The organism is uncultured Friedmanniella sp. (assembly GCF_964244005.1).
Lineage (GTDB): Bacteria > Actinomycetota > Actinomycetes > Propionibacteriales > Propionibacteriaceae > Microlunatus.
Window position 1 is genome coordinate 95412 of the sequence record NZ_CAXTHG010000008.1, and the last position, 20080, is coordinate 115491.

The window sequence follows — 20080 nt, forward strand, 5'->3', positions numbered from 1 at the left end:
GTCCGGGGCCGATGGCACACTGGGCGGCGATGTCTGATCCGTACGGGCCGCCCGCCGACGCCCCCGACCGCCCCGAGCCGGACCCGCGGCTGGCCGGCTACCCGCCGCCGGTCTGGGGACCCGCGCCGATGCTGCCGTACGGGTGGTCGCCTCCGGCCCGACCGCCCGCTCTGCCGACCGAGCCCCAGCGGTACCCGCAGCTGCTCCGCGGACCGCGCCGCCGTTGGTGGAAGCCGCTGCTCGCCACCGCGCTGGCCCTCGCGCTCTACTTGCTGGCCAGCGCACTGACCGTGGTTCCGCCGCTGATCGCCGGACTGGTCACCGGCAAGCCCAACCTCGGCCGCTACCTCCTGAACACGCTCACCGACGTCGACAACCTCGGTCCGGTCGGCTTCATCGCGCTCAACGTGTCCCTGATCGTGCTGATCCCCACCACGATGCTGTCGATCTGGATCGTCTACGGCGTCCGGCCACGGTTCGTCACCTCGGTGACCGGCGGCTTTCGCTGGCGTTGGCTGCTGCGTTGCCTCGTCGTGGTCGTCCCGCTGTGGGTCGGCTACGTCGGTCTCGGGGTGCTGACCGACCCACCCGAGGTCGACCGGCCCGCCCACTGGGTGGCCCTGCTGCTGATCATGGTCGTGCTGACCCCGCTGCAGGCGGCGGGTGAGGAGTACTTCTTCCGCGGCTGGATCCTGCTGAACGTCGGCTCGTGGTTCGCCCGCCCGGTCGTCGGTCTGGTCGTCGGCACGGTCGTGTCCGCCGTGCTGTTCTCGGCCGCGCACGGCAGCCCGGACGTCTGGGTGCTGGGCAGCATCGCCTGCCTCGCCGTGGCCAGCTGCCTGGCGACCTGGCGTACCGGCGGCCTCGAGGCGGGGATCGCCATGCACGCCGTGAACAACGTGTTCGTCTTCGTGGTCACCATCGGCATCGGCGGCTGGCAGGACGCCTTCGTCGGCAGCGACACCAAGGGCACCCCGGTCGAGTTCCTGCTCGCCCTGGCCGTGCACGGCATCGCGCTCGCGCTGATCTGGTGGCAGGCCAAGCGCACCGGGCTGACGAACCGCTCCGTCCCGGCCGACGTTCCCACCCAGCCGGCGATCTGGTACCCGGTCGCCGCGGACAACGTCACGCCCTAGTGCCGTTCACCCTCAGCCATGCCGTTGCTGTCCTGCCGCTGGCGTCGCCTCGTGCCGGCGGCACTCATCATCGGGTCCTGGATCCCGGACCTGCCGTACTTCGTGCCGCCGCACCGCGGCTCAGCGTGGACCCACGCCGCTAGCGGACCGGTCACGGTCGACCTCGTCCTCGGGCTCGCGCTCTTCGCCCTGTGGGAGCTGGCGCTGCGCCGGCCGCTGACCGACCTGTCGCCGCGCTGGTTGCGGTCGCGGCTGCCCTCGGCCAACACCCTGACGGCCCGCCGGTGGGTGGCCGCGGCGGTCTCGGTGGTCCTGGGTGCGCTCACCCACGTCGTCTGGGACACGTTCACCCACCGCGACCGCTGGGGCACCACCCACCTGGCCGGGCTGACCGCCGCCGTCGGCCCGCTGCCGCTCTACAAGTGGTTCCAGTTCGGCAGCGGCGTCCTCGGCCTGGCCGGCCTTGCCCTCTGGGTCGCGTTCTGGGTCCGCCGGACCATGCCCGGGGCCGACCGTCCCCAGGTCGCTCCCGCCGTCCGGACCGCGGCCTGGGTCATGCTCCTGGTCGTCTTCGTCGTGGCGGCCACCGTCGCCGGACTGGTCCGGGCGCTGACCGGCCAGAGCCTGGAGGCGACGGCGGTGGGCATGGCCACCACCTCGATCGGCGCCATCGGCGCGGCCACGCTCGCCGTCGGCGCGGCCTGGTGGCTGAGTCAGTCGCGCGGCTGACCGTCTCCTTTCTCGTCGGCCACGAGATGAGGCATCCCGGTCGGGTCGGCGAGGGCCCAGCGCAGGGTGGCCAGGGCTGAGCGCACCACGGGCCGGACGACCAGCCGGTCGGTCGCCGGCAGGGTCGGCAGCAGCAGCGTCGAGCGCACCCACGGCGGCAACAGCGAGATCGCGCCGGCGGCCAGGGCGGCGTAGCCGAGCTTGGCGGGACCGGTGATCGGCGGCTCCCGCAGCAGGAAGTGGGCGACGTCGCGGGCCGCGGGCGAGGACGTCAGCTCCGGCCGGTACGCGGCCAGCAGCTCCTGGTTCTCGGCCCAGGTCTGGGGCGGGTCGACGACGCCCAGGCGCTCGGCGACCGAGCCCGACTGCGCGACGTAGGTGTCGACCTCCGCGTCGGTCAGCCGCCGGCTGCCGAACGCCTGGAACGCCGTGACGAAGCTGTCGACCTCGGCCACGTGCACCCAACCGAGCAGGTGCGGGTCATCGGCGCGGTACGGCTCGCCGCTGGGCGTGGTGCCGGTGACCCGGCCGTGGATGGCCCGGACGATCCGGATGCTGCGCTCGGCGTCGGCCACCGTGCCGTAGGTGGTGGTGGCCAGATAGGTGCTGGTCCGCTGCAGCCGGCCCCACGGGTCGCTGCGAAAACCGGAGTGCTCGCTGACCCCGAGCATCGCCACCGGGTGCAGCGACTGCAGCAGCAGCGCCCGGATGCCGCCGATGAACATCGCGGCGTCGGCGTGCACCACCCAGATCGGGTCGGTCTCGGTGAACCAGCGCGCGCCTGGAGTGAACCAGATCTTCTCGTGGGTGTCGGAAAAGCTGTCGCCGCCGATCTTGTCCCGCACCGTGGCCGCGAGTCCGGCGCGGGAGCGCGCGATCAGGGTGCGGGGGTCCAGGAGGCGGGAGTCCAGCAGAGAGGGCGGCACGTCGCGGATCGTACGCTGGACCCACAAGACCGCCGGCCGAGTCGAAGGAGACGCATGGGCGCGTACGCGGAGGCCTTCCGGCGCAGTCTGGAGGACCGGGACGCCTTCTGGGCGGAGCAGGCGCGCGACCTCGACTGGTACCGCCGGCCGCGTACGGTCTTCGACCCGGAGGCGGGACCTGTGGGCCGCTGGTTCCCCGACGGGGTCCTCAACACCTGCTACAACGCGCTCGACCGGCACGTGGTTCGCGGACTGGCCGACGAGCCGGCGCTGATCTTCCACTCCGCCTACTCCGGCACCCGGCGGACCTACAGCTACGCCGAGCTGCTCGAGCGGGTCGCGCAGCTGGGCGGAGCGCTGCGCGAGCTGGGGGTGACCCAGGGGGACCGGGTCGTCCTCTATCTCCCGATGGTGGCCGAGGCGGTGATCGGCATGCTCGCCTGCGCCCGGATCGGGGCCGTGCACTCGGTCGTCTTCGGCGGTTTCGCCCCGGCCGAGCTCGCCGCTCGGATCGACGACGCCGAACCGAAAGTCGTGATCACGGCCTCGTGCGGGCTGGAGCCGGGCCGGGTCGTGGCGTACAAGCCGCTGCTGGACGCCGCGCTTGCCCGGACCCGCCACCAGCCCGACTACTGCGTGGTTCTCCAGCGCGAGCCGGTGCGCGCTGAGCTGGTCGAGGGTCGCGACCTCGACTTTGCGTCGCTGATGCGCGGCGGCCAGTTCCCGCCGGCGGAGTGCGCCCAGGTGGCCGCGACCGACCCGCTCTACGTCCTCTACACCTCCGGCACCACCGGAAAGCCGAAGGGCATCGTCCGCGACACCGGCGGCCACGCCGTCGCGCTGGCCTACTCGATGCGCGCCCTCTACGACGTCGGCCCCGGTGAGGTGATCTTCACCGCCAGCGACGTCGGCTGGGTGGTGGGGCACTCTTACACCGTGTACGCGCCGCTGCTGGTCGGCGCCACGACCGTTCTCTACGAGGGCAAGCCGGTGGGGACCCCGGACGCCGGCGCGCTGTGGCGGGTCGTCTCCGAGCACCGGGCCAAGGTCTTGTTCACCGCGCCGACCGCGCTGCGGGCGATCCGCAAGGTCGACCCCGAGGGTCAGTTCCTCCGCCGCTACGACCTGTCCAGCCTGCAGACGCTCTTCCTGGCCGGCGAACGGCTCGACCCCGACACCTACGCCTGGGCCGGCGAACGGCTGGGCGTCCCGGTCGTCGACCACTGGTGGCAGACCGAGACCGGCTGGCCGATCGCCTGCAGCCCGCGCGGCTTGGAATCCCTACCACTGAAGGCCGGCTCGCCGTCGGTGCCCGTCCCCGGCTTCGACGTGCGGGTGCTCGGTCCGGACGGCGCCGAGCTGCCGGCGGGCGGCGAAGGCGCCATCTGCCTGAAGCTGCCCCTACCGCCGGGCACGTTGCGAGGAGTCTGGGGCGACGACGAGCGGTTCCGGCGCGGCTACCTCGACGCCCACCCGGGCTACTACCTCAGCGGGGACGGCGGCCACGTCGACGCCGACGGCTACGTCTTCGTGATGGGCCGGACCGACGACGTGATCAACGTCGCCGGGCACCGGCTCTCGACCGGCTCGATGGAGGCGGTACTGGCCACGCACCCGGCGGTGGCCGAGTGCGCTGTCATCGGGGTGGCCGACGACCTGAAGGGTCAGGTGCCACGCGGGCTGGTGGTGGTGAAGGAGGGGGTGACCATGCCGGCTGACCAGCTCGCCGCCGAGCTGGTCGCCCTGGTGCGCTCCGAGATCGGCCCGGTCGCCGCGCTCCGGCAGGTCGACGTGGTCGCGGCGCTGCCCAAGACCCGCTCGGGCAAGGTGCTCCGCCGGACGATGCGCGAGATCGCCGACGGCGGCCCCGGGACCGTGCCCTCGACCGTCGAGGACGCCTCCGTCGTCGAAGCCCTCCGCCCTGTGCTGCGCCCGAGGGTCGGTTAGCCGACCCTGAGAATCGACCCCGAGAACAGCTCTCTGGGCCGATGAAGGGCGTTTTCGGTCTTCTGGGGGTCGATTCTCAGGGTCGTGCCGACCTGGCAGCATGATCGGATGCCCCCGTCCAGCCTGACCACCGCTCAGGGAGCCGACCTGCGGGCGGTGTTCACCACGCACGGCTACGAGGTTGACCGCGTCGTCGACCGGATCGGGTCGGCCGCGCACGCCGCGCTCGGCCGCAACAGCACCGTCGCCGGCGTCCGAGCCTTGGGTGAGGACCGTGACCCGCTGGCCGTGCTGACCAGGCTCTGGCTGTTGCAGCGACCGGTGCCGGCGGCCGCGCTCGAGGCGGCGCTGCCCGGTCTGGTCGGTCCGCTGGTCGAGGCGGGCGTCCTCGAGAGGGGCCCGGACGACACCTACCGGGCGCTCGTCGACGTCCGGCCCTACGCCAGCGACGACGGCGCAAGCGGCTGGGTGGTCTCGGACCTGTCGCCCAACCTCGACACCGAGACTCATCCGATGAGACCGGACTTCGTTCTCGGGGTGTCCTCGGCTTCGTCCACCCTGGCCCAGCTGACCCTGCGGCACCCGGTGGCCACCGCGCTTGATCTTGGTACGGGTTGCGGGGTACAGGCCCTGCACCTGGCCCGGCACGCGGAGATGATCACCGCCACCGACCTCAACCCTCGGGCGCTCGAGCTGGCCCGGCTGACCATGATCATCAACGGTCTCGACGTCGACCTGCGGCTCGGCAGCCTCTACGAACCGGTGGCGGGACAGCGTTTCGACCTGGTCACCACCAACCCGCCGTACGTGATGTCCCCGCCGCGCACCGACGCCGACCGGCTCGCCTACCGGGAGGGCTCGTGGACCTCCGACGGGCTGGTGGAACGGGTGGTCCGCGACGGCGTCGGCCACCTCGCCGAGGGCGGGACCCTGCAGGTGCTGGCCAACTGGGCCCACCTGCGGGGCCAGGACTGGACGGACCGCATTGGCGGCTGGCTGGCCGGCACCGGTTGCGACGCGCACGTCGTGCAGCGGGAGGTCCTCGACCCGTACGAGTACGTCGAGCTCTGGCTGGCCGACGCCGGCCTCGCGGGATCGCCCGACTACGCCCGCCGCTACGCCGAGTGGCTGGACTACTTCGCCACGCTGGGCATCGAGGCGGTCGGGATGGGCTGGCTCACCCTGCACCGCGCCGGCCGGGACGATCCGTGGCTGCGGGTCGAGGACTGGCCGTACGGGATCGAGCAGCCGATCGCGCCCGCGATCGAGGCCGAGCTGGCGGCGGTCGACCTCGAACGCGGCCTCGACGACGCCGGCCTGCTGAGTCGGGCGTGGCTGCTCGCTCCCGACGTGGTGGAAGAGACGACCGGCGTGCCCGGCGCCGCCGACCCGCAGCACCTGGTGCTGCGCCAGCAGCGCGGTTTCCGTCGGGCGATCGAGCCGGGAACGGCGCTGGCCGGAGTGCTCGGCGCCTGCGACGGCGACCTGGACCTGGCCACGCTGATCAGCTCCGTGGCCGGCCTGCTGGACGCCGATCCGGCCGCGCTGACCGCCGAGCTGCTGCCCCGGATCCGACCCCTCGTCGTCGACGGGTTTCTCCTTGCCGACCTGTCAGCGTGGGTGGCTGCCAGGGCGACCACCGACGCTGACAAGTCGGTCGGGTGAGCGGCAGGCGTGGACTTCGGTCGTACAGTTAGCGCGCCGAGCCGCCGAGCGGGGGCGACGGCGCCCCGATCCCGACGGGAACCACCGGTGGGCCGGACGAGATCGGACTCACCAGGCCCAGGAGAGAAGGACAACAGCGTGGCAGGCAAAGCAGGTGGCAAGCGGCTCGTGATCGTGGAGTCGCCCACCAAGGTGAAGACGATCGCGGGCTACCTCGGCGACGGCTACGTCGTCGAGTCCAGCCGCGGCCACGTGCGCGACCTGCCCACCGGTGCCGCGGAGGTGCCGGCCAAGTACAAGGGCGAGAAGTGGGCCCGGACCGGCATCAACGTCGACAACGGCTTCGAGCCCATCTACGTGGTCAGCCCCGACAAGCGCGCCACCATGCGCACCCTCAAGGACGCGCTGGCCGACTCCGACGAGCTGTTGCTGGCCACCGACGATGACCGCGAGGGCGAGGCCATCGCCTGGCACCTGCTGCAGGAGCTCAAGCCCAAGGTCCCCGTCCGCCGGATGGTGTTCCGCGAGATCACCGCCAAGGCCATCGCCGAGGCGGTGGCCAACCCGCGCGACCTCGACACTGACCTCGTCGACGCGCAGGAGACCCGCCGCATCCTCGACCGGCTCTACGGCTACGAGGTCTCACCGGTGCTGTGGAAGAAGGTCATGCCCCGGCTGTCGGCCGGCCGCGTCCAGTCGGTCGCGACCCGGCTCGTGGTGGAGCGCGAACGGGAGCGGATCGCCTTCCGGAGCGCCGGATACTGGGACCTCGACGCCGTGCTCGACGCCGGCGCCCCGGCCGACCCGCCGCTGTTCCCGGCCCGGCTGACCCACGTCGGTGACCGTCGGGTGGCCCAGGGCCGCGACTTCGACAGCCACGGCGCGCTGCTCACCAAGGGCAGCGAGCAGCTGGCCCACCTTGACGAGACCGTCGCGCAGGCCTTGGCGGTCGGCCTGCGGACCGCCGCGTACAGCGTGCAGAGCGTGGAGTCCAAGCCGTACAGCCGCAAGCCGTACGCGCCCTTCCGCACCACGACCATGCAGCAGGAGGCCGGCCGTAAGCTGGGCTTCACCGCCCAGCGCGCCATGTCGGTGGCCCAGGACCTCTACGAGGCCGGCTTCATCACCTACATGCGTACCGACTCCTCGACGCTCTCCGACACCGCCCTGACCGCCGCCCGCAACCAGGTGCGGCAGCTCTTCGGCGCCAGCTATCTGCCCGACAAGCCCCGGGTCTACGCCAGCAAGCAGAAGAACGCCCAGGAGGCGCACGAGGCGATCCGGCCCGCCGGCGACAGCTTCCAGACCCCGGCCCAGACGCAGCTGCGGGGCGACCAGTTCCGGCTGTACGAGCTGATCTGGATGCGGACCGTCGCTTCGCAGATGAAGGACGCCGAGGGTCAGTCGATCACGGTCAAGATCGCGGCTGCGCGCGCTGGCGAGGACACCTGTACGTTCGTCGCCTCCGGCCGGACGATCACGTTCCACGGCTTCCTGAAGGCCTACGTCGAGTCCCACGACGACGACAGTGCCTCCGACGACGCCCAGACCCGGCTGCCGCAGCTCACCCAGGGCCAGAACCTGCGGCCCGAGAGCGTGACCGCGTCCGGGCACGAGACCCGGCCGCCGGCCCGCTACACCGAGCCGTCGCTGGTGGCCAAGCTCGAGGAGCTGGAGATCGGCCGGCCGTCGACGTACGCCTCGATCATCCGCACGATCACCTCCCGCGACTACGTGTTCAAGAAGGGCTCGGCTCTGGTGCCGACCTGGCTCGCGTTCGCGGTCACCCGGCTGCTGGAGGAGCACTTCCCCAACCTGGTCGACTACGCCTTCACCGCCGAGATGGAGCAGACGCTCGACCTGATCGCCGGCGGCACCGCTGAGCGGCTGGGCGTGCTGACCGACTTCTACTTCGGGTCGTCTGAGGGCGCCGAGGGCGCGGACGAGCACGAGGGTCTGCAGCGGTTGGTCTCCGAGCTGGGCGACATCGACGCCCGCAAGCTGTCCACCTTCCCGGTGGGCGACCTGGAGACCGACACCGACGGCATCGTCGTCCGGGTCGGGCGCTACGGCACCTACGTCGAGGACGCCGAGGGTCGTCGGGCCAACGTCGACGACGAGCTGCCGCCGGACGAGCTCACGGTCGAGCTGGCGCGTGAGCTGCTCAGCAAGCCGATGGGTGAAGAGCGCGAGCTGGGCACCGACCCCGAGACCGGTCACCCGGTGGTGGTGCGGAACGGGCGCTTCGGGCCGTACGTGACCGAGGTGCTGCCCGAGGACGCGCCCAAGAACGCCAAGGCGCGCACCGGCTCGCTGTTCCAGTCGATGAGCGTGGAGACCGTCAGTCTCGAGCAGGCGCTCGAGCTGATGAGCCTGCCGCGGGTCGTCGGCCTCGACGGCGACGGGGTGGAGATCACCGCCCAGAACGGCCGCTACGGGCCGTACCTCAAGAAGGGGAACGACTCGCGCTCGCTGGTCACCGAGGACCAGATCTTCAGCATCGACCTGGACGAGGCGCTGGCCATCTACGCCCAGCCCAAGCAGCGTGGTCGCGCCGCGGCCAAGCCGCCGCTCAAGGAGCTCGGCCCCGACCCGGTCTCGGGTGCGCCGATGGTGATCAAGGACGGCCGCTTCGGCGCCTACGTGACCGACGGGGAGTTCAACGCCACCTTGCGTCGCGACGACGAGATCGAGACCATCACCGCCGAACGGGCCGCCGAGCTGCTGGCCGAGAAGCGGGCCAAGGGCCCGGCGCCCAAGAAGCGCGCCCCCGCCAAGAAGGCGGCACCGGCGCGCAAGACGGCGGCGAAGAAGGCTCCGGCCAAGAAGACCGCAGCCAAGAAGGCTCCGGCGAAGAAGGCACCCGCCAAGGTACCGGCCGGTTCCTGAGCCAGTCGACGCTCCCTGCGCCTGTCGAAGGCCTCGAAGAGGTTGCGCCAACCGATCAGCAAGAGCTAGCGCAACCCCTTCGGGGCCCTCGACAAGCTCGGGACGCGTTGCGGGGCTCCTGTCGCGCGCGCCCCGACCAGCTCAGGACGCGTTCCCTGTGGAAGGCTGAGCGTGTGTCCGGGGACCGATCGTGACTGAGCGTCGTGGGCCGGGCGCGCCTGCGTGGCCGGCCGAACCGGTGCCGGTGGACCGGTCGCCGGCCGAGCGGGCGGCGCCGCTGATCCCGACGGCGAGCCGCTACCGACGGGTCCGGCCGCCCGGCCAGCGGCTCTACGACATGCCCTACAGCGCGGTGGCACCCCGGCTGGTCAACCCGGCCCTCGGGCTGCGCAACCTGGTCGCCCGCGCCGGGCACAACGCCGCGTACGAGATCGACGTCACGCTGCTGGACGCGCCCGACCACCGGCTGATCCGGTCGGGGGTGCTGCTGGCGCACCGGGTCCTCGACGGGCGTGGCGAGTGGTACCTGACCGCCCCCGACTGGCAGCCGCTGCTGCCCAAGGACCGGATCGAGCTGATGGGTCACTCCGACCTGCCGGAGGAGCTCGCCGACCTGATCCGGCCGCTACGCCGGCGGGCCGCGCTCGGACCGGTGGCGGGCCTGCGCTGTGACCGCCGGGAGTTTGCGTTGCGGAACGACGACGGGGTGACGGTCGCGCTGCTGCGGGACGACAAGGTCACGGTGCGTCGCGGTGGTTTGACCACGGCCCGGTACCGCGAGGTGATGCTGACCCCGGTCGGGCCCGGGCTGGACGAGGAACAGACCGCCTGGCTGGACCGCGCGCTGGTGGCGGCCGGGTCGACAGAGGTGCCGCGGTTCGGCCGGCTGGTCACCCGACTGGGCGCGCCGGCGACCAGTCCCAGCGACGTCGGGGAGCCCGTACCCTTCGATCCGGACGTGCCGTTCCGCCGATTCGTCGGCCAGCTGATCGGACTGCGGCTGCGCCGGATGGTCGAGGCCGACCTGGCCGCCCGCGGCGGTGACCTCCGCGCCGGCGAACGGCTGGTCGAGCAGGCCCGGCTGCTGCAGACCGAGCTACAGGGCCTCCGCCTGGTGGTCGAGGCTGAGTGGCTCGACGACCTGGCTGATGAGGTGGCGTGGCTGCTCGCTGACCCGGGGACGTCGTCGACGAGCCAGATCGACGGACGGATCCGCGGCGAGCGCTACCTGGCGCTGCTCGACCGGCTCGTGGTCGCCGCCCGCGGCCCGAAGCTGGGGGCGGTCGACCCCGGGAGCGCCGCTGCGGTCGCCGACCGGCTGCTGGCCACGGCGCTCGAACGGGTGCAGGCGGCGATCGACGCCGCGGCACGCGACGCCGGGACCTGGGACGACGTGCAACGGGCGGTCGCCCTGGTCGACGCCGCCGCCGCGGTCGCCGGTCACCTCCGGCCCGAGGCTGCCGCTGCCGTCACCGCCCGGTTGGTCAAGCCTCGGCGGCTGCTCACCCGGGCCGGCGCCGAGCTCGCCGACGCCGAGGTCTCCGGGCTCACCCCCGAGCAGGCATTCGCCGCCGGCCGCGCGTACGAACAGGCCCGCGAGCAGACGCGGCAGGCGCAGGCGGCGTTCGGAAAGGCCTTCGCCAAGGCGTGCCGACGGTTGGCCGGGTGAGACCGGCCGGGGTGTTCGTCGTCTTCGAGGGCGGCGACGGGGTGGGGAAGACCACCCAGGTGGAGCGGCTCTGCCGCCGGCTGGCCGCCGCGGACCGCGAGGTGCTGCGGACGTTCGAGCCCGGCGACTCCCCGGTGGGCGGGCGGATCCGCTCGATCGTGCTCGACCCCGCCACCGGTGACCTGGCGCCGCGAGCGGAGGCGCTGCTCTACGCCGCCGACAAGGCCCAGCACCTGTACGCGGTCGTGCGTCCGGCACTCGAGCGCGGCGCGGTCGTGGTCTGCGACCGCTACGTCGACTCGATGCTCGCCTACCAGGGCGCCGGCCGGGTGCTCGAGGTGGCCGAGGTCGAGCAGGTGGCGCGCTGGGCGACCGAGGACCTGCAGCCGCAGCTGACGGTGCTGCTCGACGTCGACCCGCGGCAGGCCGTGCAGGTCAAGGCCGAGCACGACCGGCTGGAGGCGGCCGGCGCGAGCTTCCACGACCGAGCCCGGGCGTACTTCCTCGACCTCGCCGACCGCGACCCGGGCCGCTACCTCGTCCTGGCGGCCCGGCGAGACCGCGACGAGCTGGCCGAGGAGGTCTGGCGTCGCGTGCAGCCGCTGTTGTCAGACCCCTCCGGCAGACTGCCCTCATGACGAGCACGCCGAGTGCAGCCACGACAATGAAGGCAGACGGGGTCTGGGGCGACCTGGTGGGTCAGGACGCCGCCGTGACCACCCTGAAGCGGGCGGTGGCCGGCGCGCCGCACGCGATGAGCCACGCCTGGCTGATCACCGGCCCGCCTGGATCGGGCCGCTCGAACGCCGCGCGCGCGTTCGCCGCCGCGCTGCAGTGCCCGAACGGCGGCGACGGCACCTGCAACGACTGCCGGACCGCGCTGAGCGGCGCCCACCCTGACGTGACCCTGGTCCGCACCGAGCAGCTGTCGATCGGCGTGGACGAGGTGCGTGAGCTGGTCCGGCGGGCCGCGATGAGCCCGACGCACCGCCGGCGCCAGGTGATCGTGGTCGAGGACGCCGACCGGGTGACCGAGCGCGGAGCCGACGCGCTGCTCAAGAGCATCGAGGAGCCGGCACCGTTGACGGTGTGGGTCCTCTGCGCCCCGATGCCCGACGACGTAGTGGTGACGATCCGGTCGCGCTGCCGCAGCCTGACCCTGCAGACCCCGGGGACGGCGGCGGTGGCGGCGCTCCTCGAGCAGCGCGACGGGGTCGAGCCCGAGCTGGCGGCCTACGTCGCCCGCGTGGCGCAGGGCCACATCGGCCGTGCCCGGGCTCTCGCCCGGGACGAAGGCGCCCGGGAACGCCGACGCCAGATCCTGCGGGTGCCCGCCGAGCTGCACGACCTCGGCGCCTGCCTGAGTGCGGCCGCGACGCTGGTCGCGGCCTGCTCTGCCGAGGCGACCGCGGCCACCGTGGACGTCGACACGCGGGAGCGAGTGGCGCTGGAGGAAGCGCTCGGTTTCGGCACCCGCGGCGCTCGGCCGCGGCAGGCACAAGCGGCGATCAAAGAGCTAGAAGACCAGCAGAAAGCCCGGGCGAAACGCTTTCAACGTGACGCGATTGATCGCGCTCTGACGGAGCTGACGGGCTTTTACCGTGACGTGCTGAGTGTGCAGACCCACTCGGGCGCAGCCCTGGTCAACAGCGATCTTGAACCGTCGGTGAATGTGCTGGCGCGCCGTTCCAGCCCGGAGGCGACGCTACGTCGAATCGACGCGCTGCTGGGCTGCCGGACGGCACTCGCTGGCAATGTCGCGCCGCTGCTCGCGGTGGAATCCACCCTCATCGCCTTGGTCGAAGGTTGAAGCAAACCGTCGGCGGGGTCGTATTCTTCCGCGATGTGCAGTAACGTAACTCCTGGTTGTCGGAGGGAACGAACCCCCGAGCGTCCTCTCCGACAACTGAAACCGTAGGTCGAGCAGAGCCCCTGGGTCACGTACCCCGGGGCTCTTTGCTTGGCCGGAGGAGGGCGTTCGCCGGTCTCGATCGTGACCTGATCGGGCGTCGTACCTGCGAAGGCAGGCCGCGACCGAGTTGTGCTGCCGTCGTTCCCGCGTCGCCCTGGTGAGGGCAGCGGACCTTTCCTGCTGCCCCCGGCCGTTCCCACCGACGGGATCGAGCCCCGATCTCTCCTCCCGACGACCGATTCCGTCGCTTCGGTCCGGTCGACGCACCAGCTCCCGCCCGGGGTTGCGCGCTGCAGAGGGCTACGTCTACGTTGTACCCGGTTCGTGATCGATCCGTGACCTGACGGTGTCGGCTCCGTGACCATCAGCAAGACCTGGCGGACGCTCGGGGCGTCGGCTGGGACGCGTCTCCGTCGTGCCGAGCTTCGCTGGACGGACTCCCTGGTCGAGAAACTCTCGAGCGCAGCGAAGGTGGAGGAACCATCGGAGCTCTGTCACGGAGTTCCTGGGGTAAAGCGCTTCTTTGGGTCATTTCGGGGAGCGCCGGGCACTGATGAGCCCGCACCCGTCAGCTAACTTCGCAGGCATTCGTCAGGAAGGGTGCTGGCGTTGTCCACACGGCATGAGCATGCGTTTCCCCTCGTCCGCCGCCTGGTGGGGGTGATCGCCGCGGTGGCCCTCGCGATCGGGATCGGTGCCGCCGGCGCCACCCCGGCCAGCGCCAAGACGGTCTGGGACAAGGTCGCCACGTGCGAGAGCGGCGGCAACTGGAAGATCAACACCGGTAACGGCTACTACGGCGGGCTGCAGTTCGCCAGCCGTACCTGGTCCGGCTACGGCGGGAAGAAGTACGCGTCCAAAGCCCACAAAGCGAGCAAGGCCGAGCAGATCGCGATCGCCCGGCGGGTGCTGGCCGGTCAGGGCGCCGGCGCCTGGGCGTCCTGCGGCCGACGCGCGCACCTGACCAAGGCCAACGGCAAGGCGGACAAGCACGCGACACCCTCGACCAATCCGGGGGCGAAGAAGAAGAGCCAGCCCAAGCCGAAGAAGAAGGTGAGCTGGGCGAAGAAGTCGACGTCGGGCACCCAGCACCACGCCCACACCGCTCGCGTCCGTCAGGGCGACACTCTCGCCAGCATCGCGCACCGCCACTCGGTCAAGGGTGGTTGGCAGGGCCTGTGGAAGCTCAACAAGAAGTCGGTTCCCAACCCGAACCGGATCAGTGTCGGCCAGGTGCTGAAGACCGCATAGACGTTCACTAGCGCGGGTGGGCCACCCTGCCCCCGGAAGGCCCACCCGAGGAAGCCCGGCAGACCCGCATCTGCCGGGCTTCCTCACCTCCGGACGCCCCTCGAAGGCGCTGCTGGCCGCCGCGGCGCGCGCGGCCTACGCTGTCCCGGTGGCGCGGGTGATGGCGGTGTCGTTCGAGCGCTACGGCCGGCTCTACTACCTCGACCCGGGCGAGCGCGACTACCGGGTCGGCGACCGGGTGCTGGTGCCGACCGAGTCCGGGCCCGAGGTCGCCGAGTGCATCTGGGCCCCCGAGTGGGCGACGGACGGTGGCTTCGACGACCTGCCGGTCTGCGCCGGCCCGGCCGAGCAGTCCCACCTCGATCGCGACGCGGAGAACCGGCGCCGCCGGGCCCAGGCCAAGCTCGTGGCCAAGCAGCTGATCCGGCGGCACGAGCTGGCGATGAAGGTGGTCGGGATCGACTACATCAGTACCGAGAACGCGGCTGAGGAGCTCACCGTCGTCTACTTCACCGCCCCGCACCGGGTGGACTTCCGGGTCCTGGTCGGTGAGCTGGCCCGGGCGCTGCGAACCCGGATCGACCTCCGCCAGGTCGGTTCGCGCGACGGCGCGCGGCTGAGCGGCGGTCTGGGCAGCTGTGGCCGCGACCTCTGCTGCGCCACGTTCCTCAAGGACTTCGAGCCGGTCAGCCTGCGGATGGCCAAGGTGCAGGACCTGCCGCCCAACCCGATGAAGATCTCCGGCGCCTGCGGCCGGCTGATGTGCTGCCTCAAGTACGAGCACCCGCTCTACCTGGAGTTCGCCGCCCAAGCACCTGCCGTCGGCTCCGCGGTGACCACCGAGGGGGGCGACGGGGTGGTGGTGGGTCACTCGGTGCCCGCCGACGCCGTGCTCGTCCGGATGAACGCGGGCGGCGCCGTGTCGAGCTGCTCCCGGGCCGGGGTCTGCGGTTCCCGCGAGGTCTACGCCACCCGGACCGCCCCGGTCGAGGAGGCCGAGCCCGCCGTGCCCGCCAAAGCCCGGGTCCGCCGTCGCCGCAACCCCAAGCCCGACCCCGCCCCTGAGCCGGATTGAGAGAGCGCATCGCGCCTCGAACGCCACGTACGCTCACCGCATGCCTGCCGCGCGCGTCCTGACCGCCCTGGTCGGGCTGCTCGTGGTCGTGCTGGCCGCCTGTTCGGCCTCGCCGCCGGCCCCGTCACCGAAGCCTGAGGTCACCCCGACGACCGTGCCCTCGCTGCCGGCCAAGGGGCGGCCGGTGCAGCCCGTGCCCGACGTCCGGCCGGCCGGGTTCGCCGACCCGCCGCCCGGCCAGGGCCTGGAGCGCTACGAACGCCAGTCGTTGAGCTGGCGGTCGTGCGCCCGCAACCTGACCTGCGCGACCGTGCTCGCCCCGCTGGACTACGACGACCCGGACGCCACGGCGGTCACCCTGGCGCTCGCCAAGCGCAGCGCGACGGCGGCCGACCGGCTCGGCACGCTCTTCGTCAACCCGGGCGGACCGGGCGGCTCGGGCCGGGGGTACGTCAGCGGGTTCGACGCGCGCGGGCTCGAGCGGTACGACGTGGTCGGCTGGGACCCCCGCGGCGTCGGTGGCTCGACCCCGGTGACCTGCTTCGGCGCCGCCGACCTCGACCGCTACTTCTCCGTCGACGTCTCGCCCGACGACGCCGCGGAGCAGCAGGCGTTGCGGGCGGAGACGTACGCCTTCGGCGCCTCGTGCCTGGCGCGGTCGGGTCCGTTGCTGGCGCACATCTCCACGACGAGCACCGTCGGTGACCTCGACCTGCTGCGCAGCCTGGTCGGCGACCCGCGGCTCAACTACTTCGGGGCCTCCTACGGCACCAAGATCGGCGCCCTCTACGCCCAGCTGTTCCCCGACCGGGTGGGTCATCTCGTGCTGGACGGGGCGGTCAACATCTCCGGGTCGGAGGTGAGCCAGGTCGAAGGGTTCGAACGCGCCCTGGACCACTTCGCGGACTGGGCAGCCACCGACGCTGACGGCGGGCACCCGCTCGGGACCAGCAAGACCGAGGTGCTGGACCGGATCAAGACGTTGCTGACCGGCCTGGACGCGGCGCCGCTCCAGGTGGGTGAGCGGCAGCTGAGCCAGCAGCAGGGAGTGCAGGGGGTCCTCGACCCGCTGTACGGGCGGGGCGACTGGCCGGTGCTGCTGCGCGCGCTCGACCAGGCCAGCTCCGGCAACGGACGAGACCTGCTCGCGCTGGCCGACGCCGGCAACTACCGCGGCAGCAACGGCAGCTACGGCCAGATCAACTACGCGTTCCCGGCGATCCGCTGCGAGGACAGCCAGGCCGCCAGCGTGCCGGCCGCCGAGCGGTCGGCCGAACGGGCCGTCGCCAAGGCGCCGCTGCTCGGACCGCTGGTGGGCCCGGACCTGACCTGCCCGCTGTGGCCGGTGGCGCCGGCGCCCAAGGAGCCGAAGATCACCGCTCCGGGAGCGGCGCCGATCGTGGTGGTGGGCACGACCGGCGACCCCGCCACCCCGTACGAGAACGCCGTCGGAATGGCGCGCCAGCTCAGCTCGGGGGTGCTGGTGACGCTGGAGGGCGAGGGCCACACCGGGTACGGCCAGAGCAGCTGCGTCCGTGACCTCGTGCACGCCTACCTGGTGCAGGACCGGGTCCCACCGGACGGCGTTCGCTGCACGTCCTGACCGGGGAGGCCGCCCTCAGCTCGGCTGGCTGTCGGTGGTCGAGCCCTGGGTGCCGTCGGTGCTGCCCGCGCCGCCGGGAGGGGCGCCCATCGGACCGCCGCGGCCGCCGGCCGGTGCACCGTAGCCGGCCGTCGGTCCGCCGCCGCCGTCGTTGTTGGTGGCGGTGAAGGCGTAGGTCGCGCCACTGCCGGCCACCAGACCGACGGTCACGAGAGTGGCGCCGGCGAGCCAGCGACGGGTGCGACCGGGCGCGGGGTGCTCGGTGGTCGACGCCGGCTCGGTGGTCGGCGTCGCTTCGGGCTCAGAGTTCTGCTGGGGCTGGGGGTTCTGCTCGTTGTCCATGATCAACTTCCGTTTGCGACATCAGGTTGGGGTGGGCGCGCAACCCGGGCCCCGTCGAGTCCGGGATGCGCGCATCACCAACAACACCGGACCCGGCTGTCCAGACCACGGCGGGCCGCTGTGTGCAGGCTGGGAGGTCGCGCCGCTGTCGCTTCGACGCGGGGCGCAGCGCTGGATATAGTGGGCGACCGTGCCGCCGCGGCTCCGGTCGCTGCGCACCCGCCGCCTTAGCTCAGATGGCAGAGCAACGCACTCGTAATGCGTAGGTCCGGGGTTCGATTCCCCGAGGCGGCTCACCCAGCAGAGAAGAGCCCGTCGCAGGATGCGGCGGGCTCTTGCTCCGGGTTGATCTGCTGGTGCTGCGGGTGGGCTCACCAGCTGGCGACGCCGGTGAGGGTGTAGTAGTAGCCGCTCTTCACGTAGGCGTAGCCGGTCGATCCGTAGAAGCCGCGGTGGCTGACGACGAAGCGCCAGTAGTAGCCGGTCGGGTAGTAGACGCTCTGGCAACCGCTGGTGGGGAGCACGAAGGACGAGTAGTTGGCCCAGCCGGCGTTGGTCCAGTACTGCGAGGTGACCTGGCCGGTGAAGGCGCCGCCGCCCCGTTGCGTGAAGCAGACGATGCCGTTGGAAGTGGCGGCCGAGGCGGTGCTCACGGGCGCCCAGCTCACGAGGCCGGCGAGTGCGAGCATCACGGCGACGCCGGCGATGGTGCGCCGAAGCACAGTGGTCAGCGAGCGTCGGGCTGAACGTGGTGCGGTGGTGCTGGGTTCCGCCACGCTCGGTGAGCTGCCGTTGTCCCGAACGGTGAGGGTTGACGTGTCCATGATGATCCTCCTGGTCTGTCGGCACCGGGTGTGCCGATGACGAGCACGCTAGGAATCACCGCTTATCGCAGCCTTACCGTCGGCTTATGCGGGACCCGGCGCATCCCTGGTCGCTGGGCAGGCGCGGGTCGTAGGGTCAGCCTGATGGGAACCCCCACGCTCGTGGTCGTCACCGGGCCGGCGGGCTCGGGCAAGACCACGCTGGCGCATGCCTTGGCCCCCGGCGTCGGCTGTCCGGCGCTCTGCCGGGACGAGCTCAAGGAAGGGATGGTCGCGTCCATCCCGGGTTTCGTTCCGGCGCAGAGCGATCCGCTCACGATGCGCACCTACGACCTGTTCTTCGCGCTGATGGACCAGCTGCTGCGGGCCGAGGTGACGTTGGTCGCCGAGGCCGCGTTCCAGCACCCGCTGTGGTGGCGGGGTCTTGAGCCGCTGACCGGCCTCGCCACCCTGAAGGTTGTCCGCTGCCAGGTGGCCGAGGGCGTCGCCCGGAGGCGGATGCTCGCCCGGTTGGCGGCGCAGGGGACGCGTGCCGCACACGCCGACACTGCCTACCTGTCCGCTGCGGCGCCGTTCGACGCCCTGCACCTGGACGTGCCCACGCTCGACGTGGACACCACCGACGGCTGGCGACCCGGTCTCGCCGAGATCGTGGCCTTCTGCCGGGCATGAGCGACGGGGCCAGACTGGTGAACCGGCGTTCTCCACCCTCCGCACGAAAGCAGGCTCCATGGCCACCTGGCTCATCACCGGCTGTTCGACCGGACTCGGCCGTGCCTTCGCCGAAGCGGTCCTCGCTCACGGCGACAACGTCGTGGTCACCGCCCGCGACGCGGCCACGGTGCAGGACCTCGTCGACTCCCACCCCGAGACGGCTCTTGCCCTGGCGCTCGACGTCACCGACGACGCCCAGGTCACCGCGGTCGTGGCCGCCGCCGAGGAACGGTTCTCCCGCGTCGACGTGCTCGTCAACAACGCCGGCTACGGCTACCGCGCGGCCGTCGAGGAGGGCGAGGACGGGCCGGTCGCCCAGCTCGTCGACACCCACGTCTTCGGCACGGTCCGGACGACCAAGGCCGTCCTGCCCGGCATGCGGGCGCGGCGCTCGGGCACGATCGTGAACCTGTCGTCGATCGGCGCGCGGATCTCGCCTCCCGGGTCCGGCTACTACGCGGCGGTCAAGGCCGCGATCGAGGCGCTCACCCTCTCGCTCCGCCAGGAGGTGGCCCCGTTGGGCATCACGGCGATGGTGGTCGAGCCGGGCGGCTTCCGGACCGACTTCGCCGGCCGCTCGTTGATGCAGGCGGCCGAGCCGATCGCCGACTACGCCGACACGGCCGGCAGACGGCGCAAGGAGCACGACACCGGCCACGGCACCCAGGCCGGCGACCCGGCCAAGGCCGCGGCCGCGCTGATCAAGGCGGTGGAGTCCGACGAGCCGCCGTTCATGCTGCTGCTCGGCCACGACGCCTCCGACGGCTTCCGCGCCGCCCTCGACGCGCTGCGGTCGGAGGTCGACGCCTGGGAGTCGGTCAGTCGCAGCACCGACTTCGACGCCTGACCCGGCCGTGCGTGCCGGCGCGGGTGAGGTCCTGCACTTCTCCGAGGACCCCACGATCACCGACTTCGTCCCTCATCTCGCGGCGACGGCGCGCGAACCCACCCCGTACGTCTGGGCGGTCGACGCGGTCCAGGCGCCGGCGTACTGGTTCCCGCGGGACTGCCCACGGCAATGGCCTGGGTGACGCAGCCGACGACCCCGGCTGACCGGCTCGCCGCGCTGGGACCGGTCGCCGACCGGGTGCACCTGATCGAGTACGCCTGGTTGCGACGGCTGGAGGAGGTGCGGTTGTTCGCGTACCGCTTCGACGCGTCAGCCTTCTCGCCGTACGGCGAGGGAGGCGGCCCGCACGCCTTCGTGGCGAGCCGCCCCGTCCGACCGCTCGGCCCGGCCGAGCCGGTGGGGGACCTGCACGAGCAGGCCGGGATCGAGCTGCGGCTGGCTTCGTCGGTCTGGCCATGGTGGCGGACGGTCACCGGCACGACCGTCGGGTTCAGCGGCATCCGGCTCGGCCGCGGCAGCGGCTGACGACCCTTGTCGGGCCTGCCGGC

General features: G+C 72.2%; 16 protein-coding genes, 1 tRNA gene, 1 pseudogene and 1 riboswitch. Of the genes and pseudogenes, 15 read left to right on the plus strand and 3 right to left on the minus strand.

What is annotated here, in order from left to right; translation table 11 throughout:
* Positions 1 to 29: 29 nt before the first annotated feature.
* Positions 30 to 1136: a lysostaphin resistance A-like protein gene (locus tag ACFE76_RS07195; protein ID WP_375431062.1), complete on the plus strand. Its 1107-nt coding sequence runs from the start codon at positions 30 to 32 to the stop codon at positions 1134 to 1136.
* Between the two features lie 18 nt (positions 1137 to 1154).
* Entirely contained in the window at positions 1155 to 1865 is a 711-nt protein-coding gene (locus ACFE76_RS07200; RefSeq protein WP_375431063.1) for a DUF4184 family protein, read from the plus strand.
* Here the strand turns inward: ACFE76_RS07200 and ACFE76_RS07205 are convergent.
* Entirely contained in the window at positions 1850 to 2791 is a 942-nt protein-coding gene (locus ACFE76_RS07205; protein WP_375431064.1) for an oxygenase MpaB family protein, read from the minus strand. The genes ACFE76_RS07200 and ACFE76_RS07205 overlap by 16 nt on opposite strands.
* Before the next feature lie 54 nt (positions 2792 to 2845).
* Here ACFE76_RS07205 and ACFE76_RS07210 point away from each other — a divergent pair, with 54 nt between their 5' ends.
* From ACFE76_RS07210 to ACFE76_RS07250, 9 genes are all read left to right on the plus strand, one after another.
* Positions 2846 to 4738, plus strand: coding sequence for an AMP-binding protein (locus ACFE76_RS07210; RefSeq protein ID WP_375431065.1), 1893 nt, complete (start codon positions 2846 to 2848; stop codon positions 4736 to 4738).
* Between the two features lie 108 nt (positions 4739 to 4846).
* The gene (locus ACFE76_RS07215) at positions 4847 to 6403 is read left to right on the plus strand and encodes a methyltransferase (RefSeq protein ID WP_375431066.1); all 1557 of its coding nucleotides are present in this window, start codon (positions 4847 to 4849) and stop codon (positions 6401 to 6403) included.
* Positions 6404 to 6541: 138 nt separating this feature from the next.
* Complete coding sequence (gene topA / locus ACFE76_RS07220; RefSeq protein ID WP_375431067.1) at positions 6542 to 9292, plus strand: type I DNA topoisomerase; 2751 nt, start codon at positions 6542 to 6544, stop codon at positions 9290 to 9292.
* 190 nt (positions 9293 to 9482) lie between these two features.
* Complete coding sequence (locus tag ACFE76_RS07225) at positions 9483 to 10961, plus strand: hypothetical protein (RefSeq protein WP_375431068.1); 1479 nt, start codon at positions 9483 to 9485, stop codon at positions 10959 to 10961.
* A complete protein-coding gene (gene tmk / locus ACFE76_RS07230) occupies positions 10958 to 11599 on the plus strand; it encodes a dTMP kinase (RefSeq protein WP_375431069.1) in 642 nt (213 codons plus the stop codon). Before ACFE76_RS07225 ends, tmk begins: the two co-directional genes overlap by 4 nt.
* On the plus strand, positions 11596 to 12771 hold the full coding sequence (locus tag ACFE76_RS07235; protein WP_375431070.1) for a DNA polymerase III subunit delta': 1176 nt from the start codon (positions 11596 to 11598) through the stop codon (positions 12769 to 12771). The genes tmk and ACFE76_RS07235 overlap by 4 nt, the downstream gene beginning before the upstream one ends.
* A gap of 546 nt (positions 12772 to 13317) precedes the next feature.
* Positions 13318 to 13475: riboswitch (cyclic di-AMP (ydaO/yuaA leader) on the plus strand.
* Between the two features lie 7 nt (positions 13476 to 13482).
* Positions 13483 to 14124 carry a transglycosylase family protein gene (locus ACFE76_RS07240; RefSeq protein WP_375431071.1) on the plus strand — a complete coding sequence of 214 codons (642 nt, stop codon included), beginning with the start codon at positions 13483 to 13485 and terminating at the stop codon, positions 14122 to 14124.
* Positions 14125 to 14272: 148 nt separating this feature from the next.
* Positions 14273 to 15199, plus strand: coding sequence for a stage 0 sporulation family protein (locus tag ACFE76_RS07245; RefSeq protein WP_375431072.1), 927 nt, complete (start codon positions 14273 to 14275; stop codon positions 15197 to 15199).
* Positions 15200 to 15239: 40 nt separating this feature from the next.
* Positions 15240 to 16802 (plus strand): alpha/beta hydrolase, encoded by a 1563-nt coding sequence (locus tag ACFE76_RS07250; RefSeq protein WP_375431073.1) that lies wholly within the window; start codon positions 15240 to 15242, stop codon positions 16800 to 16802.
* Positions 16803 to 16817: 15 nt separating this feature from the next.
* Here ACFE76_RS07250 and ACFE76_RS07255 read toward each other — a convergent pair whose 3' ends face one another.
* Positions 16818 to 17144 carry a hypothetical protein gene (locus ACFE76_RS07255; protein WP_375431074.1) on the minus strand — a complete coding sequence of 109 codons (327 nt, stop codon included), beginning with the start codon at positions 17142 to 17144 and terminating at the stop codon, positions 16818 to 16820.
* 221 nt (positions 17145 to 17365) lie between these two features.
* On the opposite strand from ACFE76_RS07255, the gene ACFE76_RS07260 reads away from it, so the two are divergent.
* A tRNA-Thr gene (locus ACFE76_RS07260) sits at positions 17366 to 17438 on the plus strand.
* A gap of 77 nt (positions 17439 to 17515) precedes the next feature.
* On the opposite strand, the gene ACFE76_RS07265 is transcribed toward ACFE76_RS07260, so the two are convergent.
* The gene (locus tag ACFE76_RS07265; protein WP_375431075.1) at positions 17516 to 17968 is read right to left on the minus strand and encodes a hypothetical protein; all 453 of its coding nucleotides are present in this window, start codon (positions 17966 to 17968) and stop codon (positions 17516 to 17518) included.
* 144 nt (positions 17969 to 18112) lie between these two features.
* Between ACFE76_RS07265 and ACFE76_RS07270 the strand changes: the two genes are divergently transcribed.
* From ACFE76_RS07270 to ACFE76_RS07280, 3 genes and pseudogenes are all read left to right on the plus strand, one after another.
* Positions 18113 to 18640 (plus strand): AAA family ATPase, encoded by a 528-nt coding sequence (locus ACFE76_RS07270; RefSeq protein WP_375431076.1) that lies wholly within the window; start codon positions 18113 to 18115, stop codon positions 18638 to 18640.
* Positions 18641 to 18698: 58 nt separating this feature from the next.
* Positions 18699 to 19529 carry an oxidoreductase gene (locus tag ACFE76_RS07275; protein WP_375431077.1) on the plus strand — a complete coding sequence of 277 codons (831 nt, stop codon included), beginning with the start codon at positions 18699 to 18701 and terminating at the stop codon, positions 19527 to 19529.
* A 7-nt stretch (positions 19530 to 19536) separates the two neighbouring features.
* Positions 19537 to 20057, plus strand: a pseudogene (locus ACFE76_RS07280) (DUF6886 family protein).
* The last annotated feature ends 23 nt before the right edge of the window (positions 20058 to 20080 follow it).

Excerpts from the sequence above, each read along its gene's own strand:
- ACFE76_RS07195 (WP_375431062.1), top strand. The coding sequence starts at position 30 with ATGTCTGATCCGTACGGGCCGCCCGCCGACGCCCCCGACCGCCCCGAG.
- ACFE76_RS07200 (WP_375431063.1), top strand. The coding sequence starts at position 1,155 with ATGCCGTTGCTGTCCTGCCGCTGGCGTCGCCTCGTGCCGGCGGCACTC.
- ACFE76_RS07210 (WP_375431065.1), top strand. The coding sequence starts at position 2,846 with ATGGGCGCGTACGCGGAGGCCTTCCGGCGCAGTCTGGAGGACCGGGAC.
- ACFE76_RS07215 (WP_375431066.1), top strand. The coding sequence starts at position 4,847 with ATGCCCCCGTCCAGCCTGACCACCGCTCAGGGAGCCGACCTGCGGGCG.
- ACFE76_RS07235 (WP_375431070.1), top strand. The coding sequence starts at position 11,596 with ATGACGAGCACGCCGAGTGCAGCCACGACAATGAAGGCAGACGGGGTC.
- ACFE76_RS07250 (WP_375431073.1), top strand. The coding sequence starts at position 15,240 with ATGCCTGCCGCGCGCGTCCTGACCGCCCTGGTCGGGCTGCTCGTGGTC.
- ACFE76_RS07255 (WP_375431074.1), bottom strand. The coding sequence starts at position 17,144 with ATGGACAACGAGCAGAACCCCCAGCCCCAGCAGAACTCTGAGCCCGAA.
- ACFE76_RS07265 (WP_375431075.1), bottom strand. The coding sequence starts at position 17,968 with ATGGACACGTCAACCCTCACCGTTCGGGACAACGGCAGCTCACCGAGC.
- ACFE76_RS07270 (WP_375431076.1), top strand. The coding sequence starts at position 18,113 with ATGGGAACCCCCACGCTCGTGGTCGTCACCGGGCCGGCGGGCTCGGGC.
- ACFE76_RS07275 (WP_375431077.1), top strand. The coding sequence starts at position 18,699 with ATGGCCACCTGGCTCATCACCGGCTGTTCGACCGGACTCGGCCGTGCC.